Annotated in this window: 22 protein-coding genes; 10 read left to right on the top strand and 12 right to left on the bottom strand. The window is 59.3% G+C overall.

The window, feature by feature from the left end; translation table 11 throughout:
- The first annotated feature begins 178 nt into the window (after positions 1-178).
- The 4 genes from ACYVG7_RS13335 (at position 179) to ACYVG7_RS13320 (ending at position 3,222) form a co-directional block, all read left to right on the top strand.
- Positions 179-1,378: an ISL3 family transposase gene (locus ACYVG7_RS13335; protein WP_460883574.1), complete on the top strand. Its 1,200-nt coding sequence runs from the start codon at positions 179-181 to the stop codon at positions 1,376-1,378.
- 545 nt (positions 1,379-1,923) lie between these two features.
- On the top strand, positions 1,924-2,181 hold the full coding sequence (locus ACYVG7_RS13330) for a hypothetical protein (RefSeq protein WP_460883573.1): 258 nt from the start codon (positions 1,924-1,926) through the stop codon (positions 2,179-2,181).
- A 352-nt stretch (positions 2,182-2,533) separates the two neighbouring features.
- Entirely contained in the window at positions 2,534-2,827 is a 294-nt protein-coding gene (gene yafN / locus ACYVG7_RS13325; RefSeq protein ID WP_460883572.1) for a type I toxin-antitoxin system antitoxin YafN, read from the top strand.
- Positions 2,824-3,222: a type II toxin-antitoxin system YafO family toxin gene (locus ACYVG7_RS13320; protein WP_460883571.1), complete on the top strand. Its 399-nt coding sequence runs from the start codon at positions 2,824-2,826 to the stop codon at positions 3,220-3,222. The genes yafN and ACYVG7_RS13320 overlap by 4 nt, the downstream gene beginning before the upstream one ends.
- Before the next feature lie 104 nt (positions 3,223-3,326).
- Here the strand turns inward: ACYVG7_RS13320 and ACYVG7_RS13315 are convergent, their stop codons facing one another.
- Genes ACYVG7_RS13315 through ACYVG7_RS13295 form a run of 5 tightly spaced genes read right to left on the bottom strand, consistent with a single transcriptional unit; the run spans position 3,327 to position 8,947 of the window.
- A complete protein-coding gene (locus ACYVG7_RS13315; RefSeq protein WP_460883570.1) occupies positions 3,327-4,436 on the bottom strand; it encodes an ABC transporter permease in 1,110 nt (369 codons plus the stop codon).
- A 3-nt stretch (positions 4,437-4,439) separates the two neighbouring features.
- Entirely contained in the window at positions 4,440-5,567 is a 1,128-nt protein-coding gene (locus tag ACYVG7_RS13310) for an ABC transporter permease (protein WP_460883569.1), read from the bottom strand.
- Positions 5,564-7,312 carry an ATP-binding cassette domain-containing protein gene (locus ACYVG7_RS13305; protein WP_460883568.1) on the bottom strand — a complete coding sequence of 583 codons (1,749 nt, stop codon included), beginning with the start codon at positions 7,310-7,312 and terminating at the stop codon, positions 5,564-5,566. The genes ACYVG7_RS13310 and ACYVG7_RS13305 overlap by 4 nt, the downstream gene beginning before the upstream one ends.
- A complete protein-coding gene (gene hlyD / locus ACYVG7_RS13300) occupies positions 7,309-8,289 on the bottom strand; it encodes a secretion protein HlyD (RefSeq protein ID WP_460883567.1) in 981 nt (326 codons plus the stop codon). Before hlyD ends, ACYVG7_RS13305 begins: the two co-directional genes overlap by 4 nt.
- Positions 8,282-8,947 carry a TetR/AcrR family transcriptional regulator gene (locus ACYVG7_RS13295; RefSeq protein WP_460883566.1) on the bottom strand — a complete coding sequence of 222 codons (666 nt, stop codon included), beginning with the start codon at positions 8,945-8,947 and terminating at the stop codon, positions 8,282-8,284. Before ACYVG7_RS13295 ends, hlyD begins: the two co-directional genes overlap by 8 nt.
- Positions 8,948-9,747: 800 nt before the next feature.
- On the opposite strand from ACYVG7_RS13295, the gene ACYVG7_RS13290 reads away from it, so the two are divergent.
- The 6 genes from ACYVG7_RS13290 (at position 9,748) to ACYVG7_RS13265 (ending at position 14,013) form a co-directional block, all read left to right on the top strand.
- Complete coding sequence (locus ACYVG7_RS13290) at positions 9,748-10,758, top strand: zinc-binding alcohol dehydrogenase family protein (protein ID WP_011191343.1); 1,011 nt, start codon at positions 9,748-9,750, stop codon at positions 10,756-10,758.
- Positions 10,759-10,831: 73 nt separating this feature from the next.
- Positions 10,832-11,263 carry a GlcG/HbpS family heme-binding protein gene (locus ACYVG7_RS13285; protein WP_004357630.1) on the top strand — a complete coding sequence of 144 codons (432 nt, stop codon included), beginning with the start codon at positions 10,832-10,834 and terminating at the stop codon, positions 11,261-11,263.
- Positions 11,264-11,310: 47 nt separating this feature from the next.
- A complete protein-coding gene (locus tag ACYVG7_RS13280; protein ID WP_004357632.1) occupies positions 11,311-11,616 on the top strand; it encodes a DUF1330 domain-containing protein in 306 nt (101 codons plus the stop codon).
- A gap of 151 nt (positions 11,617-11,767) precedes the next feature.
- Entirely contained in the window at positions 11,768-12,238 is a 471-nt protein-coding gene (locus ACYVG7_RS13275; RefSeq protein ID WP_011191345.1) for a TlpA family protein disulfide reductase, read from the top strand.
- 3 nt (positions 12,239-12,241) lie between these two features.
- Positions 12,242-12,754 carry a DM13 domain-containing protein gene (locus ACYVG7_RS13270; protein ID WP_004357637.1) on the top strand — a complete coding sequence of 171 codons (513 nt, stop codon included), beginning with the start codon at positions 12,242-12,244 and terminating at the stop codon, positions 12,752-12,754.
- Entirely contained in the window at positions 12,742-14,013 is a 1,272-nt protein-coding gene (locus ACYVG7_RS13265) for an MFS transporter (RefSeq protein ID WP_004357638.1), read from the top strand. The genes ACYVG7_RS13270 and ACYVG7_RS13265 overlap by 13 nt, the downstream gene beginning before the upstream one ends.
- Positions 14,014-14,043: 30 nt before the next feature.
- Here ACYVG7_RS13265 and ACYVG7_RS13260 read toward each other — a convergent pair whose 3' ends face one another.
- From ACYVG7_RS13260 to msrB, 7 genes are all read right to left on the bottom strand, one after another.
- Positions 14,044-14,445 (bottom strand): RidA family protein, encoded by a 402-nt coding sequence (locus ACYVG7_RS13260; protein WP_004099044.1) that lies wholly within the window; start codon positions 14,443-14,445, stop codon positions 14,044-14,046.
- A 106-nt stretch (positions 14,446-14,551) separates the two neighbouring features.
- On the bottom strand, positions 14,552-15,001 hold the full coding sequence (locus tag ACYVG7_RS13255) for a hypothetical protein (protein ID WP_004099042.1): 450 nt from the start codon (positions 14,999-15,001) through the stop codon (positions 14,552-14,554).
- Positions 15,002-15,088: 87 nt separating this feature from the next.
- Positions 15,089-15,661 carry a hypothetical protein gene (locus ACYVG7_RS13250; RefSeq protein ID WP_004099040.1) on the bottom strand — a complete coding sequence of 191 codons (573 nt, stop codon included), beginning with the start codon at positions 15,659-15,661 and terminating at the stop codon, positions 15,089-15,091.
- Between the two features lie 91 nt (positions 15,662-15,752).
- The gene (locus tag ACYVG7_RS13245; protein WP_004357645.1) at positions 15,753-16,721 is read right to left on the bottom strand and encodes a magnesium and cobalt transport protein CorA; all 969 of its coding nucleotides are present in this window, start codon (positions 16,719-16,721) and stop codon (positions 15,753-15,755) included.
- Positions 16,718-17,422, bottom strand: coding sequence for a glutathione S-transferase N-terminal domain-containing protein (locus ACYVG7_RS13240; RefSeq protein WP_004099038.1), 705 nt, complete (start codon positions 17,420-17,422; stop codon positions 16,718-16,720). The genes ACYVG7_RS13245 and ACYVG7_RS13240 overlap by 4 nt, the downstream gene beginning before the upstream one ends.
- Positions 17,423-17,554: 132 nt before the next feature.
- Positions 17,555-18,094: a peptide-methionine (S)-S-oxide reductase MsrA gene (gene msrA, locus ACYVG7_RS13235; RefSeq protein ID WP_004099036.1), complete on the bottom strand. Its 540-nt coding sequence runs from the start codon at positions 18,092-18,094 to the stop codon at positions 17,555-17,557.
- 1 nt (position 18,095) lies between these two features.
- The gene (gene msrB, locus ACYVG7_RS13230; RefSeq protein WP_004099035.1) at positions 18,096-18,539 is read right to left on the bottom strand and encodes a peptide-methionine (R)-S-oxide reductase MsrB; all 444 of its coding nucleotides are present in this window, start codon (positions 18,537-18,539) and stop codon (positions 18,096-18,098) included.
- Positions 18,540-18,633: the final 94 nt, after the last annotated feature.

Genomic DNA, 18,633 nt, shown 5'->3' with positions numbered 1-18,633 from the left:
GCCGATTATTTGGCCAAGAACGCCTGCCGAACCAAGCAGAGAAAGTCGATACAGAACAGGACCTTGGAAGGCGTTTTAAATGGTTCTTCGCGGAAGCGTGGGGAACTGTAAGTTGACAGACAGGGATCGGGTAAACTGGTAGTCGCCAAAAAACCGGTTCCTTCACCCTGCTGTCGCTATGCATCATATTGATTTTGACTCGTTTTGGCCAGGTTACGACGTTTCTGTCCATAGCCGCTGTACCAAACAAATTACATTGGCTCTTGAGCCTCGCACCAATCACCTGCCTCTGTGTGGCAAGTGCCATCAGCCCTGTCCATTGATCCATGACCGCCGGATGCGTCTAGTCCGTGACCGTGACCTGCTTGAACTACGCGTCCGCCTGCAAGTCCCCATCCGTCGGGTTGACTGCCTGGACTGTGGTCGGGTTTCTGAACATCTCGATTGGTTGCCCCCCAGCTCCCGACTCACACAGCGATTGAAGTGCTGGGTAGAGGCCTTGCTTGAGTTGATGCCCATCAGTCATGTCAGCCAGCTCACCGGACTGCACTGGCATACCATCAAGGACATCGACAAGCGTCGGCTACAAGCCAGCGTTGGTACCTTTGAGCCCGGTGCGGTGCGACGGCTAGTGATGGACGAGTTCGCCCTGCATAAAGGCCATCGTTATGCGACTGTGATCATGGATGCTGAACGTACTCGCGTCTTGTGGGTGGGGCATGGTAACAGCCGGGAGGCTATTCGCCCCTTTTTCGAGCTGATTGGTGAACGATGCCAACAGATTGAAGCTGTGGCCATGGACATGAACTCCGCCTTCGATCTGGAGGTGAAAGAGCACTGTCCGCAAGCCGAGGTGGTTTATGACTTGTTCCATGTCGTGGCGGGCTACGGCCGGAAAGTGATCGATCGAATTCGGGTAGATCAGGCCAATGCGTTACAGCATGACAAGCCGGCTCGCAAGGTGGTCAAGCAAGCGCGTTGGCTGTTACTGCGCAATCGAGAAAATCTAAAGGAAGGACAAGCGGTGCAATTACAAGAGCTACTGGAAGCCAATAAGCCCTTGGCCATAGCCTATGTCCTCAGGGATGCCCTGAAGGAAATCTGGTACGCCCCCAGCATTCGGGAAGGTTGGCGACGATGGCGGGCCTGGATGCGGCAAGCCAGGGAAAGTGGCCTGGCGCCCTTACAGAGTTTTGCCAAAAACCTTCGACGTTACATCCGAGGCATCTTGGCCAGCTCTCGCTTTCCAATGCACACCAGCCTGCTGGAGGGAGTGAATAATCGAATCAAGGTGATCAAACGCATGGCCTATGGATTTCGGGACTCAGAATACTTTTTTCTGAAAATCAAGGCGGCCTTCCCCGGAAAGCCGCGATGAACCTTTTTCAAGGGGAGGGCTGGGGTGGGGTTTGCTTTTTGGCTTGTGAAACATCAAGTGCCACCCCCTCCCAACCTCCCCCTTGCCAGGGGGAGGAGCTGTTCGAGGCATTTTCCGGCATTTATCTCAAAACATGACCCAAAATGTGTATAAGAGACAGGTGGGAGTGTGCTCCCGTCTTGCGCCGAGTATGCGGATAAATGGCAAAGCTACCGCAGGGCCGTGTTATTGCGCTTAGGCTGTACCGTGGCTGCTGAAGGCTCTGGCTGCTGGCAGTTTTGAGTCTCTATGCTAGCGGGCCTAGTGTCAGTTGAACATCCTCCAGCTTGCCATGGTTAACAAAACCGGTAAAAACCCGAGCAAAGGCTCATTGCTGCTTGAGCCTAGGGGGAGCACCTCTGGCTCTTTGCGCTGTCTTGATCCCGACAATGTTGCGCTATCCACACGCCTCTTGCTTTGCCAAGGCCCAGATCCTGGTGAACTCGGCATGGCACAGAACTTGATAACCACTTGAGCTAGAAGACAACCAAGAGTGAGGCGGGGCTATGATTAATGACAGCATACTGGAGCAGATAGCGGCGGCGGTGGCCAAGAGTGGGTTTGACAAGGCGGGGCGCAGCACAGTGCAGCAGCAGTTTGCCGATATCAAGTTGACCTACTGTCTGCTGGATGAGATGGGCCCCAAGGAGCCGTTTCGGGAGTATGAGGGCTTTGCCCTGTTCTTGGTGGGCAGCAGCGACCACTGCCTGAGCCTTACCTCCAGCCTGGAAGATGCCACCGGCGTGGTGATCGCCGAGGAGTAGGGGCTATTGCGGTGGTCATGCCAGCCAGTTAGCGAACGAGAGAGCCTTTTGAGTCAACCGTTGGCGGCAGGGACGCCGCCATCGAGCCCCCATGGACGGGTTTACGGCGAGTTGGCGAGAGAGGCTCTCTTGTTGGAGCCTCCTCGCTGACAAGCACTACTACTTCGGTGGCCCCTTTAATCGCTGTTTAACCAGAAGCGGTATGTGATGTGCGCCCTGCCATTATCGGCAGGGTTTATTATCTGTAGTGCCCTTTATCGGTAGTGCCCTTTATCAATAGTGTTCTTGTCTGGTTTCGGCGTGGGTGTTATATTTTATGTACATTGAAATGGTTATTTAAGTGTACATAATCATGCAAAGAATTTTATCCGAACATACCGTCAGCATTACCGAGCTGCGCAAGAATCCGGCGCAGTACTTTATTGATGAGCCGGTGGCGGTGCTTTCCAATAACAAGCCTGCCGGTTATATGATCAGTGCCAGCTTGTTCGAGACGCTAGTGGATCAACTGGAGCGGCAGCAAGCGGCACATCTGTTGAGTGCGCGTTTTCGTCCTTCGGCGGCCGAGCTCAAGGCCATCGCCCAGAAGGGCAATCAGTTGCTGGCGGAAAGCTCCGCCGACGAGTTGGCCGAGTTTATTGAATGATCCGGGTGTTCAAGAGTCGGCTGTTTTGCCAGCAGTTAACGGCAGAGCAGCAAGAGGCACTGGTGGCCGACTTTCGTCACTACAAAGAGAGTGGCGAGCTACCTGACACCTTCGGCAGAGATGTCGGGTACGACCATCCCCATACCTATCCGCTGGTCAAGGCGGAGCAGGTAGCTCACATTCATCTGACCGATGGTGAGCATCCCTGGCCTGGCCGGATGCTGCAATTTCACCGTACCAGCGATATTCATCTGGTCTATTGCCCGGCGGCCAGCCACCGGGATGTCTACCTGTTGATCGCCGTGCTGGCGCCCGATGCCCACCAGCAGGCGACGGATAATAACCAGATGGCCAAGATCGGTGTGATCGCCGAGCAGTTTCGGCAGCGCTTTTAATTTCCCCCCCCCACAAACAAGAATATAAATACCCAATAAAATCAACATGATATTCCTAGTTGAATTCTATTGGGTATTTTATGTCTATTCGATTTTGTTGGCTTTTATGCGATATGCCGCCGAAACAGGCGCAGTGCCAGTGACAGGTTGCAGAAGGCAAACAGCAGCAGGGGCCAGAGGTAGTGCCAGCACTGGGCCAGGCCAAAGCCTTTGAGAAACACCCCCTTGAGGATCAGGATGAAGTAGGTGAGGGGGTTGATCTGGGCCAGCAGCTGGAACAGGGGCGGCATATTCTCCACCGGCGAGACATAGCCGGAGAGGATGACGGCGGGCACCATAAAGCAGAAGACCCCGAGAAAGGCCTGCTGCTGGGTGGAACACAGCGACGAGATAAAGAGGCCGATACCGGAGAGGGCCAGGCCATAGGAGAGCATGCCCAGCACCAGCATGGGCAGGGAGCCGGTGAAAGGGACGCCGTAGATAAAGCGGGCGGCGAGGGCGATGAAGCTCCCCTGCAAGAAGGCCACCAGCATACCCGGCAGGGCCTTGCCCGCCATGATATAGAGCGGGGTCAGTGGCGAGACCAGCAGCTGATCGAAGGTTCCCTCCTCACGCTCCCTCGCCACCGAAAGGGCGGTGACGATCAGGCAACCTATGGTGGTGATGATGGCCACCAGACTCGGCAGCACATGCCATTTGAATTCCAGATTGGGGTTGTAGAGTTGGCGTGTGACCCAGCGGGCCGGGGGATTGCCCTGCTCCTGCTGGTATTGGGTGTCCTGCTGGTATTGCTGGATGATCTGGCTGGCGTAGCCGCTGGCGATCTGGCCGCTGTTGGAGCGGCGGCCATCGACTATGATCTGCACCTGGCCATCTTGCTGGTGTTGCAGGCGGCGGGAAAAATCGGCCGGAATGTGGACGCCTATCAGCACGCTCTGGTTGTCGATGGCTTGTTGGAGGGCTCTGTTGCTGGTCAGGGGCACTATATGGGTGAAGGCGGCGGCCTGAGAGAGGCGCTGGATAAGCTCTACGCTCTGGGCCGAACCATCCTCGTCATACAGGCCCAACGAGCTGTTGCGCACCTCCAGGGTGGCGGCAAACGGGAAGATGGCGGTCTGCAGGATCACCGGCATGATGAGCATGATCCGCCCTTGCTTGTTATTGAGCAGGGCCTGCAGCTCTTTGCGGATGAGGCAGAAAAGGCGGTGCAACATAGGTTACTCCAGTGTTCGGCGGCTCTTGAGGGCAGTGAGCCCAAGCCAGAAGAGAGAAAGCAGCAGCAGGCAGAGCAGATTCGGCCAGAGCAGCTCCATCAGGGTTCCCGCCTGGAACAGGGTCTGCAGCGAGCTGGCGTAGTAGCGTGCCGGTATGATGCGGGTGAGCCACTGCAGGGGCAGGGGCATGCTGGCGATCTCATAGACAAATCCCGAGAGCATCATGGCCGGCAAAAAGGCGGCGGTCAGGGCGGCCTGGGCGGCGTTGAACTGGTTGCGCATCACGGTGGAGAGGAAGAGTCCCATGCCCAGCGCGCAGCCCAGAAACAGACTGGAGACCACAAACAGCATCAGCAGGGAGCCGCGGAACGGTACTCCCATGATGTAGACGGCTACCAGCAGGCAGATCCAGCAGGCTGCCATGCCCAGCAGGTAGTAGGGCAGGATCTTGGAGAGCAGCAGCTCAAGGCGGGTGACCGGGCTGGCCAGCAGCGCCTCCATGGTGCCGCGCTCCCACTCGCGAGCCACCACCAGCGAGGTGAGCAGGGCACCGATTATGGTCATCACCACGGCGATGGAGCCAGGCACCAGAAAGTTGCGGCTGACATTACTCTCGTTGTACCAGGTACGCGAGAGGATCTCTATGGTGGGCCGATGGTTGGCACCCTGCTCGGTCTGGCGCTGACGCAGCCAGTTTTCCCATATCCCCTGCACATAAGAGGAGACAAACTGGGCGGTATTGGGTTCGGCTCCATCGATCAGCAGCTGCAGGCGCGCCTCTGCGCCTTGTTCGGCTAATTTGCGGGAGAAGTCGTTGGGGATGATGATGATGCCGCGCAGCTTGCCCTGCTCCAAGGCGGCCATCAATTCGCTACGCGAGCGGCCCGCCTTGAGGGCGATGGAGGGGTTGGCAGCCAGCGTCTTGGCCAGGCTGATGGCTGGGGCGCCATTATCTTCCCGCAGCAGGCCAACCCTCAGATGATCCACGTCCAGGTTTACCGCATAACCCAGCACAAACAGCAGCAGCACAGGCATGATAAAGGCGATGAGAATGCTGCTGGGGTCTCGCACTATCTGATAGCTCTCCTTGCGGCAGAGGGCCCAAAGACGTCTGGCGGATAATGAGCTCACAGGTTTGCCTCCTCAACCAATTGGATAAAGGCGTCTTCCATGGTGGGATTTGGCCTGAGGTCGCTGGCGACACTCTGCTTGAGGGCGTCGGGTGTCCCGAGTGCCACTGTGCGTCCGCGGTAGATGAGGGCGATACGATCGCAATATTCGGCCTCATCCATGAAATGGGTGGTGACCATGATGGTTACGCCTTTGTCGGCCAAGCCGTTGATATGGCTCCAGAACTCTCGGCGGGTGACCGGGTCCACCCCTGAGGTGGGTTCATCGAGAAACAGCACAGGCGGTTCGTGCATCACGGCACAGCACAGTGCCAGCCTCTGCTTGTAACCCAGGGGGAGTGACTCCGCCAGCACCTCCAGATAGGGGGCGAGATCGAAGGCGGTGACCATCTGGGCTATCTTCTCCTTCTGTTTGCGACCCTGCAGCCCATAGATGCCGGAGAAAAATTGCAGATTCTGCGCCACCGTCAGTTGGGAGTAGAGGGCAAACTTCTGCGCCATATAGCCCAACTGTTGTCGCGCCTGAGAGGGGCTCTTCTGGAGGCTGTAGCCCATTACCCTGGCCTGACCCGAGCTGGGCTTGAGCAGTCCGCACTCCATCTTGAAGGTGGTGGATTTGCCCGCACCGTTGGGGCCCAGCAAGCCGAAAATTTCACCGCGCTGCACACTGAAGCTCACCTGATCGGTTGCCGTGAAGTCGCCAAAGCGTTTGGTCAGCTGATGCGCCTCGATCACGGGGGTGTCCTGTTGCCCGGCATGAGCATGCAGATCGGGCATCAGGTTGGCGAGTACGGAATCCCCGCCTGGCCCACCACCCAGCAGGCTGATGAAGGCATCCTCCAGTCTAGGCTCAGCCGGGCGATAAGCCGCCGAGTCGCCGGCTTGTAGCGGGGCCAAGTCTGGGCACGCGGCGCCTTCTGCCAACACCAGTCGCAACTCCTTGCCCTGAATGACTCCATCCATGACCTCGGGTTGCCTCAGTATCCGTTGCAGCAGGGTGCGGCGGGGGGTCGCTATCTGGGTGATGTTCCAGCAGCGCCCCTGCATGGGAGCCTTGATCGCCTCGGGCGTGCCGTCGGCAAGCAGTTTGCCCTTATCGAGCAGCAGCACTTCGTCACACAGTTCGGCCTCATCCAGATAGGCCGTGCTCCAGAGTACTGTCATCCCCTCCAGGCTCAGCTCGCGTACCATCTTCCACAGCTCTCGTCGTGAGAGGGGGTCAACCCCGACCCCAGGTTCATCCAGCAGCAAGATCTGCGGGCGCCCCAGCAGGGTGCAGGCCAAGCCCAGTTTTTGCTTCATACCACCGGAGAGCTTGCCAGCATAACGGTCGGTAAAGTGGGCCAGATCGGTGAAGGCGAGCAGCCGCTCCAGGCGCGTGCGGCGCTCCTGACCCAGGATATGGCGCAGATCGGCATAGAGGGCGAGGTTTTCGGCGACGGTGAGATCTTCGTAGAGACCAAACTTTTGTGGCATATAGCCGACCAGTTCATGTAGCGGGGCACTCTGACCCTGGGCAAAGGGATCTATTCCCGCCACGTGTACCGAGCCTGAACTCGGGGTCAGCAGACCCGCCAGTATGCGTAGCAGGGTGGTTTTACCCGCGCCATCCGGGCCTACCAACCCTGTGATGGTGCCGCGCCGAACCTGGAGCGAAAGCTCCGCCAAGGCCGGTTGGGCGGCCCCGGCAAAGTGCTTGCTCATGCGGCAAACGTCAATTGCGATGGTGGCGTCCGGGCTTGTCATGGGGCGACCCGTACTGTCATGGGCATACCCTGGCGCAGTTGGGCATCCGCATCTTCTACCACCACCCGGATCCGATAGACCAAAGAGGTGCGTAGATCACTGGTTTCCACTGGCTTGGGGGTGAATTCTGCCTGAGGGGAAACAAAGCCCACCACCCCGTGATAGGGTTGCTGGGGGCGAGAGTCGCTCCAGAGCGTCACCTTCTGCCCGGTAGGATATTGCCCCAGCTGGGGTTCGGCCACATAGGCCCGCACCCAGACCGGTTCGGTGAGGGAGAGGGTGAAGGCTGAGCTCCCCACCTGCACCATCTCGCCTGGTTCAATGGCTCGGGTGAGCAGGATGCCATTACTCGGAGCCCTGAGTTGGGCATCGTTCACGGCCAACTGGGCTGAGGCGAGGGCGGCATGGGCCTGAGCCAGATTGGCATCGGACTCTTCCAGCTCCTGAGCTCGGAAGCCGGTGCGCATCTTTTGCCAACCGGCTTGCGCCTCGTGCAGTTGCGCCTCCGCCTGGTCGCGCCGTGATAGGGCACTATCCAGGGCATTTTGTGTGGTGGCCCCGCTGGGTTTGAGTGCCTTTAGGCGAGCCAGCTGACGTTCGGCTTCGGTTAGCGCCGCTTGGGCCGCAGTCACCTGAGACCTGGCCTGTTGTTGCTCTTCTTGGCGGTAGCCCTGATGCAACAGGGTGTTGCGGGCCTGCAGGGCGGCCACATTGGCCTCGGCACTGTGCAAGGTATTGAGCAAAGGCTCTTGATCCAGCGTGGCCAGCAGCTCACCGGCTTTAATGTGTGCGCCCTCATCCACCAGCACAGAAGCCACGCGGCCTGCAACCCGAAACGAGAGGGTGGCCTCACGGATATCGACGTTGCCATAGAGGGGGGGGGCGCCATCCTCCTTGTGACCTATCTGGCCGGTAAGGTAGAGGGCCAGCAGCACCAGGGCACCCAGGAGCAGTGGCACTATTAGCTTCTTATTCATGGCTCTCTCCAGCGAGTATGGAATGCGGTGGATTAGTTCGAATGCCCTGCAGCGCCCACTGTAGCCGCTGCCGGGCCGCCTGTGGGTCGGCCATCCAGGCGATGAGTTGAGTTGCCTGAGGAGGGAGCCAGTTACACTCCTGTAACGGCCCCTTGGCCAAGAGCAGAGGGCCGCCCAGCGAGGACATGATAAAGAGCAGAAGTTGGTGTGGCTCGGTGGCGGGGAGTTCCCCTTCGGCTTGGGCGGCGGCAATCAGCTCCAATAGCAGCTTGGGGTGACGTCCTGGCAGACTCAGGGCAAAGCGTTGTGCGGCCGGCTCTCCGGCCAGCGCATCGGCGAGTAGATGGCTTACCAGAGTGGCATTTTCCGCCACCAAACCGACCATCTGCTCCAGCACCGCCTGCAGATGGGCAAAGGCTGAGGGGTGATCCTGAGCCTGAGTGGCTTGAGAGATGGTGGCCAGCATGGGGGCATACCAGAGCTCGACCAGTTCATCGAGAAATCGCTCCCGGTTGCCGAAGTGATAGACAAAGCTGCCCAGGTTGACGCCTGCCGCGGCGGCCAGCTCGCGCACCTTGATGCCGCGCAACCCCTTCTCGCGGCATAGCCGCAACCCTTGCTCTAGTAACAGTAGTCTGGTCGGATTCTGTGTGTTCATGGCTGTGATTTATACGAGTGTATAGATTGAGGTTATACGCACGTATAAAAAAGTGCAACTCTGCCAGCAAGAGAGTTTGTAAAAAAAGTTTTTGAAAAAATAGTTTGTGGCGATTTGGCTTAGGGGATCTCAGGTAATCGAGGTGGCTAGCCTAGGCTCCCTCCCCGTTTTTAAATGGACTCGCCGCTTAAGGTCCTGTACATGAACCGGCGATTACGTCTGGCGGCAGAGCCGCAGACTGGAAGACGGGAAGTTTCGGCCCTTACGGATGCCCGGAAAACCTTAGCGTACGATTTTTTCCGAATTCTGCGGGCTCCCCTATTAGCGTAGAGAAAAGTGTTGGACCATTTTGAGTCGTGGTTATGCGTGAAGACTATAGCGTCAGTCCAGTATGATTTCCCAATACCCTGTAGCTATAGTTTCGATAGCTTCGAATCGGCATTGCAGGCGTATCCCCGTCAGCGGATTTCGAGCGGACGCCGTCGCTTGCCAACGTTGGTGTGAGACCGGCGGGCGAGATCGCCCCTGCCAACGCGACCGCTGAGAGGTCGACTCCTCAACCGCTTGGGCGCTTATCGCCTCCATCCGGATGCTCACCCGCCGAACAGCAATAAACCGCTATTTTCGATAAACTTCTGAATCCGGCTCCGAGGTATGGAAACTATGTCGTACCGCTATTGGATATGTTGCGCGCATACCTTCATAGTCTGACACGCGAAATCTTTAAATCCTGAGTATATTTCGGAAGAAATTTCGATCTGATCGATAAGACTTCAGGATACAGCAAGCTGGAGACACCGATGAAAGCCGTTGGTTACAAGGTTCCGGGACCCATCGCCGAGGACGCCTCTCTGGTCGACATTGATCTGCCTCGGCCTGTCGCTGAAGGAGGCGATATCCTGGTTGAGGTGAAGGCTGTCTCGGTCAACCCGGTCGACTACAAAATCCGCAGCAGCACGCCGCCCGCTGATGGCGATTGGAAAGTGCTGGGATGGGATGCGGCCGGGATCGTGCAAGAGGTCGGCCCCGACGTGACGCAGTTCGCGGTAGGCGACGAGGTCTATTATGCCGGATCGCTCATAAGGCCTGGCACCAATGCGGAGTTCCATCTCGTCGACGCCCGGATCGTCGGTCGTAAACCCGCGTCGCTCGACTGGGCGGAAGCGGCGGCGCTGCCACTCACGACGTTGACGGCCTGGGAAGCCATGTTCGATCGCCTGGACGTGACGAAGCCCGTTCCCGGGGCGGCGGCGATCCTCATCATCGGTGGTGCGGGTGGGGTCGGGTCGATCGCCATCCAGATCGCTCGACAGCGCACGGATCTCATCGTCATCTCCACCGCCTCTCGGCCGGAAACCCAGGAGTGGGTTAAAGGGCTTGGGGCTCATCATGTCATCGACCACTCTCGGCCGCTCGCGCCACAGATTGCCGAGCTCAACATCGGCGCTCCCGCTTTCGTGTTCTCGACCACGCATACCGAGCAGCATGCATCCGACATCGCCGAACTGATCGCCCCGCAAGGACGGTTCGGATTCATCGACGATCCCAAGGCGCTCGACGTCATGCTGTTCAAGCGCAAGGCAGTGTCGATCCACCACGAGCTGATGTTCACACGGTCGCTCTACGGCACGCCCGACATGGATGAGCAGGGCAAGATCCTCAATTCGCTGGCGGTGCTGGTGGACGACGGCAAAATTCGCACGACGCTAACCGAAAAATTGTCGCCAATTAATGCCGCCAATCTGAAGACGGTGCACGCACTGATCGAAAGTGGCGCGGCAAGAGGCAAGATTGTCCTCGAAGGCTTCTGATGACTGCCACCGCCGAACGTCTTTTCTAACCTCAAGAACGCCGGACGGATTACGCCACGGCGAAGGAAATTTCATGACGAAATCCATTGCCACCGCCTCGATCAACCGCGAAACCGCCGTCGCCCTCATCGACGCGGCGATCGCCGCGGCACGTACAATCGGCATCCCGGCTGCGGTCGCCGTCGTCGACGCCACCGGTAACCTGCGCGCGTTCGAGCGCACTGATGACGCGCCGTTTCTCACCGTCGATGTTGCCATCGACAAGGCTTGGAGTTCCGCCTCGTTTGGGTACCCCACCCATGTCTGGAACGACTATGTTTCGAACGATCCAAAAGTGGCGCCGCTGGCCTATCGCCCCCGGATGGTCGCTGTCGGCGGAGGCTATCCGATCCTGGAAGACGGGAAGTTGATCGGCGGGATCGGCATCTCCGGAGGCAACTATCAGCAGGATCAGGATGCGTGCGTCGAGGCACTCACGAAAATCGGGTTCGAGCTGCCAGCCTGACGACTTTAAGGCCATCGCCAGCGGCGGTGGCCTGCAGATGCGACCTTATGAAAGACTTTAAGATGGAAGCGTTCGTCGTCTTCACCCGCGAAGAAACCACCGATCCGGAAGAACTCGCAACCTATTCTGCAGGCGTCGGCCCATCGTTCGATGGCCACGACGTAACCTTTCTCGCCGCTTATGGCGCGATGGAGCATTTGGAGGGGCCGCCCGTCGAAGGGGCCGTAATTTTGCGGTTCCCGACGATGCAGGCCGCCCGTGATTGGTATCATAGCCCCGCCTACCAAACCATCGCTGCGCACCGTTTTGCCGGTTCCCGCTATCGCGCCTTTGTCATTGAGGGGCGGCGGTGACACACCGACGGAAGAACGGCGGGGCTGGCCACGAGGTATCGGTCGGCGAACTCGCATCCTACAACCTGTAGGGGATCAAGGCGGTGAGGTTCGCGTGCCATCGCCACACGCGACCACTCATCGGACTTCTGCATCGGAATTGGAGGATCAGATGAGCGTCGACGAACGACAAGCCCCCGAGCTGCGGGTGCAGAGATGGATTGGCGCGGATGGAGAAAGCATCGCGCCGCTCAAGCTGTCGGATCTCGGCACCGGCCCGAAAGTCCTCTTCGCCTTCCAGCACTGGTGCCGTGGCTGCCATTTGCATGGATTTCCGACGCTACAAAGGTTGCATGGTGCATTGAGCGCCAAGGGCGTGGGCTTCGCGGTGATCCAGACCGTCTTCGAAGGAGCGGATGAGAACACCTTCGAGAAGCTGCGCGTGAACCAGCTCAAGTATGCGCTTCCTGTCGCGTTCGGTCAGGACGAGCCACCTGCCGGCGCGACGCTTCCCACCTTCATGGAGGACTACCGCACGCGGGGAACGCCCTGGTTCTCCGTGATGGACGCTGGCGGCCGCATCGTATTCTCGGACTTCCATCTCGACGCCGATCAGCTCGTGAAGGGACTGGAGCTGGTGTAACCGATGCGGCGCTGGGTCATCCTGATTGCCACCCATCTCGCGATGCTCGCCATGGGCTTCGCGGGCGGTGTCTACACGCTGCCGATCCTGACCGCCCCCCAGGCCCCGGACGCGGCGGCCTTGCGGACCATCTCAGCCGAGACGCTCTACGCAGGGCGTCTGGCCCGCGATCTCAAAGGCAGCGACCTGCTTCACTGGGGGGAAGGCGAGATCCGGGTCTCGCGCGACCGTATCGCCCATATCGGGCGCCTCGCCCCTGGTCCCGACTACAAGCTCTACCTCGCACCACGTTTCGTCGACACGAAGGAGGCCTTTCTCCTAATCAAGGACAGATCAGTCCGCGTGGGCGATGTGAAGACGTTCAACGGCTTCATCGTCGAGGTGCCTGCCGGCATCGATGTCCGTGACTACAACACGGTCGTCATCTGGTGCGAAGCATTCGACCAGTTCATCAGTGCGGCAGAGTATCAACCCTCAAGTCAGGCCCGAGAACGAGCCCGGCGATGGATACCATGAGGTCGGCGGGCAAGCGCGGCCTCGTTCTCGCGCCGGTGGCGGCGCTGCTGCTGAGCGTCGCCGCTCTGCTGCTGGGCAATGGCCTGCTGAGCACGCTCCTGATCGTGAGAGCCGGCCATAAGGGGTTCTCGACCGGCGCGATCAGCGCGATGATGTCCTTCTATTTCGCGGGTTTCACGATCGGCGCGCTCGTGTTGCCACCGATCATCGTCTCCGTGGGACATGTCAGAACCTTCGCCGGCTTCGCGGCCATTGCCTCGATGACCGCCCTTCTCCATGTGGCGTTCGTGGAGCCGATCGCCTGGATGCCGCTTCGCCTGATTACCGGCTTCGCCTACGCGGGCATGATCCTCGCAACGGAGAGTTGGCTCAACGCCCACGCATTGCCATCCACACGCGGGCAGCTCCTGTCGATATTCGGAGTTGTCTCTATGGGCTCATGGGCAATCGGGCAGGCGTTACTCAACATCGCACCGCCCGCCGACGTGACATTGTTCCTCATCGTGTCGCTGCTGATATCAGCGGCGGTGGTTCCGATCACCTTGCTGCCCAGTCATCCGCCGGCCCAGGTGGAACAGGAATGGGTCGCGTTCAGGGACCTCGTCCTCGTATCACCTCTCGCTGCGGCTGGCGCTTTCCTGGCCGGCCTGGCTATCGGTGGTTTCTGGGGCATGGGCGCGAACTTCGCCCAGAGCATCGGCCTCGATGTGGGCGGTATCTCCGCCTTCATGGCTGCGGTTCTTGGTGGAACGCTCGCCTTCCATTGGCCACTCGGTTGGCTTTCGGATCGAGTGCCCCGGAATCTTGTCATCGCCGGTGCGGCGCTGGCGTCCGCAGCGTCTGCCATCGGCGTAGCGTTGGCGGTGGAAGCGCCTCTGCCGCTGCTCCTTGCGGCAGGTGCGCTGTTCGGCGGCTTTGGCATCCCGATTTATTCGTTGTGTCTCGCCGTCGCAAACGACGATCTTCCGGCCGGTCGGCTACTCGGCACCGCGCGCGGGCTTCTGTTGCTCAACGGGATCGGGACAGCCGCTGGCCCCCTAATAGGAGCAGCTGCAATGAATATCGTCGGCCCTGGCGGCCTGTTCCTTTATGCGGCGGCGTTGCTCACGCTCCTGGCAGTGCTGGCCATCGCCCGCAGGCAGCCGAGGCGCGCCAACCAGGCCAAGGCGGCCCCCCGTTCTCCGAGCACGCCGATGATAACCGGATCTCTCGATACGATGATATGCATGGAGAAGCGGGCGCAGGGCGTGCGGGATTAGCGCGGCACGGCGCCTGCACGAACCGCGGGGTCAGGCGATGATAGCTGTTACGCGAATTTCGATACGCATGGTTGGAAGCCCCAGCGCTTCGATTCCCAACTGCGTCCAGATTGGAGCGCGGTCGGGCATGTAGTGGCGATACAGCTTGGCCATTGTTTCGTTGATCACGGGAGGGAATCCACCGACGTGATAGGAATTGACGTGGACCACATGCGGCCAGCGTGCTCCGGCGGTCGCGAGCGTCCGTTCCACGTTCTTGAACGCCTGCTCGATCTCTTCCTCAATCGACTCCGGAATGACGAGATCGTCGTTCCATCCGCCCTGTCCGGAGATCTCCACGCGGTCACCAATGCGCATTGCCTGAGAATAATGAAGCGCGTCATGCAGGCGCGTCCCGTATCCGGGGGTGATGAAGAATGAAGGTGTTGTCATGAGTTTGCCTTTGATGAGCCAGGTCAACGCGGCTGCAAGTGACCGTATGCATGCAGAAAGAGATGCAGGGCGTTCGGCACTAGCGCGCCGGCTGCGGTGGAGGGCTTTATTCCACGTCTTCTACGGTGAGGTCCCGGCCGTTGAACTGCACGGTCTCCCCGGCTCGGGCACCCTCGATCGCTTCGAAGATCGGCGCCATCGTGGAAATGCCCATGAGCTCACGCCCCTGACAGGTAAACTTGCTCGTTGACACCGCGATCACAAAGTGGCGGCCGGACAGCTTGACGACAGCGCCTTCGTTGACGGCCAACTTGGGGCCGAAATCGATCGTCCTGAGCTTTTCGAGTTTATTGGCGTAGTCATGGAGCGTGTCATCGAGCGCTTCAGCGAAGTCGCTCGCGACCTCGGCCTGAGCTAGTTCGTCGTTTTCGATCGGTTCGCTCCGATCGAGCCGAGCGGTAGAGACATAGTCCAGGTAGTTTTCGCGAGCGCTGTGCAACGCTGCTGTCTCCAGCAAGAGCATAGTTTCTCGTATGTGGTCCTTGTTCCAGTCCATAATCACCTCCTAATTTTCGATGTTCTTAAAGTTCAGCCTGCAGATGTGTGGGCCAGGAAGGCCAGCCTTTCCGGCTAAGCGACACCGCTATTCGTCGCTGATGACGTCTTCGCCCTGGTATGGAACCCTGATCAGCCGAGGATCTCGAATGATGCTCGTGACGAGCCAGACATATTCCTGCTCGGCGGTATCGAAGCCGAGGATGCTGAAGGATTGGCCGAAAGGGCATGGCGGGAAGTCTGGAAAGCCCTCGCGCAGAACGTAACGCTCGGGATCGCTGTGAAACTCGCTCTTGTAGACTTTCCGTAGTCCGTGCTTGCTCGGCGCGTCCTGGTCACCTGCCGGTGCTGTTTCCCGATGCGCCACAAGGCGCTCGGACAAGTCGCGGGGGCAGATTTCGTGGAACACGTCGAAGGCGTCGATCAACAGGCCTTTATGCTCTGTCGCCGGATCGGTGATCGCGTAGATGTTGGAGGCATCTTCGCCGTCGTCCCCGCTCTCGAGGCGCAACGCCGCATCGACGCGAATGCTGCATGCATCGAGGGTTGACCCTAGTTCGAGATCGACGAGATTGCCGTCCTTGACGCGGTATTCGCGGTCATAGCCTTTGGCGATGAATGACTGGACTGCTTCTAGAACGTCGGTCACCTGGGAGGTCATGGAAGCACCTTCATCTTGAACTGGATTGGACACGCTCGCGCACAAAGCGCGCTGTGACTCGGCGGACGGAGAAGCTCGCGAAGTGCGTTACTCATAGCCACTTGGCCTTCTTGAAGCGCATGAATAGGAGAAGGCAGAACACCGCTATCACTCCGAGCACGACGAAGTAGCCATATGGCGTGTCCAGTTCCGGCATGTGCTTGAAGTTCATGCCATATATTCCGGCGATCGCCGTCGGGACCGCCAAGAGCGCCGCCCAGGCCGCGAGCTGGCGAGTGACCACACCGATCCTTTGCGCTTCCAGAAGGCTGCTGGCCTCGAAGACCGTGGACAGGACAAGCAGGAGGCCGTCGACCATGGACTGCACGCGGTGGACATGGTCCGCGACGTCGTGGAAATATGGTGTCATTTCGGCGCTGATGCAGGGAAAGTGGCCGCGAACGAGCTTTCGCACCAGCTCGGCCATAGCCCCGAGCGTGCGCTGGAACCGCGTGAGTTCGGACCTTAGTTCGAAGATTCGCGCCACCTCTTCTGGCCCGAGGAAATCGTGCAGCGACCGTCGCTCCATCGCCAGGACGTCGTCCTCGATCATTTCGAAGATGGGCAGATACTGGTCGACCACTCGGTGCAAGATCGCGTGCAGCACATAGTCGACACCCTTGCCGAACTGCGTCGGCGATGCCTCGAGTTGCTCCCGAAGTTTGCCCAGCGCTCCGGCATTGCCGTGCCGCACGGTGATAAGGTGATTGTGACCGGTGAAGATCGCCATCTTGCCGTAGCTGATCCGGTCGCCGACCAGCTCGGCGGTCTGGGCGACGACGTACAACTCATCGTTGTAGACCTCGAGCTTGGGCGGGCACAGCGGGTGCATGGCGTTGTCGATCGCCAAAGGATGGAGGTTATACGTCGTCTGGATCGCGCTGAGTTCGTCTGCGGTGGGCTCGCTAAGCGCGATCCAGCAGAAGCCCGAGCGATTCTCGTTTAGTTCGACGTGCTCATCGAGCCTGATTTCACGGACTCGCTTACCTTCGTTGTAATAATATGCGGCGATAATGGTCATGCAGGCCTCGCAGGAATTCGCAGGCCACGCTGTACAGCCGGTCGCGCCAGCCCGCGTTCGAGCCATGCCTGCACGTTCGAATAGCTGCTTAGGCCGAGGATGTCGCCCGCTGCGTAGAATTCGACCAGCGCATTCACCCAGCCAAACGTCGCAATGTCCGCGATCGAGTAATCATCGACAATCCATTCGCGGCCCTCCAGCCGGTGATCCAGGACCCCGAGAAGACGCCTGGATTCATCAACAAAGCGCTGCCGAGGTCGCTTGTCCTCATAGTCCTTGCCGGCAAATCGCAGGAAAAAGCCTAGCTGTCCGAAGGTCGGCCCAACGCCCGACACCTGAAAGAACACCCAGGCCAGAGTCTCGTACCGCTGGGCGGGTGTTGTTGAGATGAGCTGCCCCGTCTTGTCGGCCAGATAGATGAGGATCGCACCGGTTTCCCATATGCCAATGGGCTGGCCGTCAGGGCCAGCCGGATCGATGATCGCGGGTATGCGGCCGTTGGGATTCAACGACACGAACGCTGGATCCTTCGACTCGTTGTTCGAGATGTCGACGAAGTGGGGCTCATACGGCAGGCCAGTCTCCTCCAGCATCATCGAGACCTTGACGCCGTTGGGCGTGGGGGCCGCGTATAGTTGCAAGCGATCCGGATAAGATGCTGGCCAGCGCTGCGTGATGGGAAAGGAGGAGAGGTCTGTCATATCTGGATCCTGGCACTGCGACGGCGGCTGAATGGAATGATCTGCTTCAAGGCCGGGTTCGACGACCGCGTCGATTGACGCGGTCGTCGGAGGTTGCGAACCGGATCGGCGCGGCACTAACGGCAGCGAAGCCTATTCCGCTGCAGCCCCGGCCGCAGGGCTCACATCGCCGGCCTCATGCCGCTTTGGAAGAACCCAGTCGGGACGGACGAAGTGGCAGGTGTAGCCGCCCGGCCGCTTCTCCAGATAATCCTGGTGATCGGGCTCGGCCTCCCAGAACTCGCCGACCGGCTGGACCTCGGTCACCACTTTGCCATCCCACAGCCCCGAGGCATCCACATCGGCGATCGTATCCTCGGCGACGCGCTTCTGCTCCTCGTCGACATAATAGATGCCCGACCGGTAGGAGAGCCCACGATCATTGCCCTGGCGGTTCAGCGTCGTCGGATCGTGGATCTGGAAGAAGAATTCCAGGATGTGCCGGTAGCTCGTCACTGTCGGGTCGAAGACAATCTCGATCCCCTCGGCATGCGTGCCGTGATTACGATACGTGGCGTTCGGAATATCGCCGCCCGTGTAACCCACACGGGTCGAGATGATGCCGGGCCGCTTGCGGATCAGATCCTGCATGCCCCAGAAACATCCTCCTGCGAGAACAGCGCGCTGATGCATGTTAAGCCTCCTCTACTTGATCGAGATATTCACCGTATCCCTCGGACTCCATCTCGTCGCGCGGGATGAAGCGAAGGGACGCAGAGTTGATGCAGTAGCGCAGACCGCCGCGGTCGGAAGGACCGTCCGGGAAAACGTGGCCCAGATGGCTGTCGGCGTGTACCGACCTGACCTCCGTCCGGACCATGCCGTGTGCACTGTCCCGCACCTCGTTCACGTTTGCCGGAACGATCGGCTTGGTGAAGCTGGGCCAGCCAGTACCCGAATCGAACTTGTCCGTTGAAGCGAACAGCGGCTCTCCCGACACTATGTCGACGTAGATGCCAGGCTCCTTGTTGTCGTTGTGCTCACCCGTGAAGGGCCTTTCGGTCCCCGAATCCTGGGTAATCCGGCGTTGCTCGGGGGTCAGGCGGTCAACTGCTGCCTGTGACTTCTCAAACTTCATGATAGTCTCCAATCATGTACAGGATCTTTAGCTACAACCAATTGAAATAGATAGAAAAAAGGCTTCGTTTGTGATCTGATTTAATCGCAAAAAA

The sequence above is a fragment of the Pseudaeromonas pectinilytica genome (assembly GCF_054780855.1).
Note: the sequence above shows the minus strand (reverse complement) of the source record. Positions and strands in the feature narration are given on the sequence as shown.

Excerpts from the sequence above, each read along its gene's own strand:
- ACYVG7_RS13335 (WP_460883574.1), top strand. The coding sequence starts at position 179 with ATGCATCATATTGATTTTGACTCGTTTTGGCCAGGTTACGACGTTTCT.
- ACYVG7_RS13330 (WP_460883573.1), top strand. The coding sequence starts at position 1,924 with ATGATTAATGACAGCATACTGGAGCAGATAGCGGCGGCGGTGGCCAAG.
- yafN (WP_460883572.1), top strand. The coding sequence starts at position 2,534 with ATGCAAAGAATTTTATCCGAACATACCGTCAGCATTACCGAGCTGCGC.
- ACYVG7_RS13320 (WP_460883571.1), top strand. The coding sequence starts at position 2,824 with ATGATCCGGGTGTTCAAGAGTCGGCTGTTTTGCCAGCAGTTAACGGCA.
- ACYVG7_RS13315 (WP_460883570.1), bottom strand. The coding sequence starts at position 4,436 with ATGTTGCACCGCCTTTTCTGCCTCATCCGCAAAGAGCTGCAGGCCCTG.
- ACYVG7_RS13305 (WP_460883568.1), bottom strand. The coding sequence starts at position 7,312 with ATGACAAGCCCGGACGCCACCATCGCAATTGACGTTTGCCGCATGAGC.
- hlyD (WP_460883567.1), bottom strand. The coding sequence starts at position 8,289 with ATGAATAAGAAGCTAATAGTGCCACTGCTCCTGGGTGCCCTGGTGCTG.
- ACYVG7_RS13295 (WP_460883566.1), bottom strand. The coding sequence starts at position 8,947 with ATGAACACACAGAATCCGACCAGACTACTGTTACTAGAGCAAGGGTTG.
- ACYVG7_RS13290 (WP_011191343.1), top strand. The coding sequence starts at position 9,748 with ATGAAAGCCGTTGGTTACAAGGTTCCGGGACCCATCGCCGAGGACGCC.
- ACYVG7_RS13285 (WP_004357630.1), top strand. The coding sequence starts at position 10,832 with ATGACGAAATCCATTGCCACCGCCTCGATCAACCGCGAAACCGCCGTC.
- ACYVG7_RS13280 (WP_004357632.1), top strand. The coding sequence starts at position 11,311 with ATGAAAGACTTTAAGATGGAAGCGTTCGTCGTCTTCACCCGCGAAGAA.
- ACYVG7_RS13275 (WP_011191345.1), top strand. The coding sequence starts at position 11,768 with ATGAGCGTCGACGAACGACAAGCCCCCGAGCTGCGGGTGCAGAGATGG.
- ACYVG7_RS13270 (WP_004357637.1), top strand. The coding sequence starts at position 12,242 with ATGCGGCGCTGGGTCATCCTGATTGCCACCCATCTCGCGATGCTCGCC.
- ACYVG7_RS13265 (WP_004357638.1), top strand. The coding sequence starts at position 12,742 with ATGGATACCATGAGGTCGGCGGGCAAGCGCGGCCTCGTTCTCGCGCCG.
- ACYVG7_RS13260 (WP_004099044.1), bottom strand. The coding sequence starts at position 14,445 with ATGACAACACCTTCATTCTTCATCACCCCCGGATACGGGACGCGCCTG.
- ACYVG7_RS13255 (WP_004099042.1), bottom strand. The coding sequence starts at position 15,001 with ATGGACTGGAACAAGGACCACATACGAGAAACTATGCTCTTGCTGGAG.
- ACYVG7_RS13250 (WP_004099040.1), bottom strand. The coding sequence starts at position 15,661 with ATGACCTCCCAGGTGACCGACGTTCTAGAAGCAGTCCAGTCATTCATC.
- ACYVG7_RS13245 (WP_004357645.1), bottom strand. The coding sequence starts at position 16,721 with ATGACCATTATCGCCGCATATTATTACAACGAAGGTAAGCGAGTCCGT.
- ACYVG7_RS13240 (WP_004099038.1), bottom strand. The coding sequence starts at position 17,422 with ATGACAGACCTCTCCTCCTTTCCCATCACGCAGCGCTGGCCAGCATCT.
- msrA (WP_004099036.1), bottom strand. The coding sequence starts at position 18,094 with ATGCATCAGCGCGCTGTTCTCGCAGGAGGATGTTTCTGGGGCATGCAG.
- msrB (WP_004099035.1), bottom strand. The coding sequence starts at position 18,539 with ATGAAGTTTGAGAAGTCACAGGCAGCAGTTGACCGCCTGACCCCCGAG.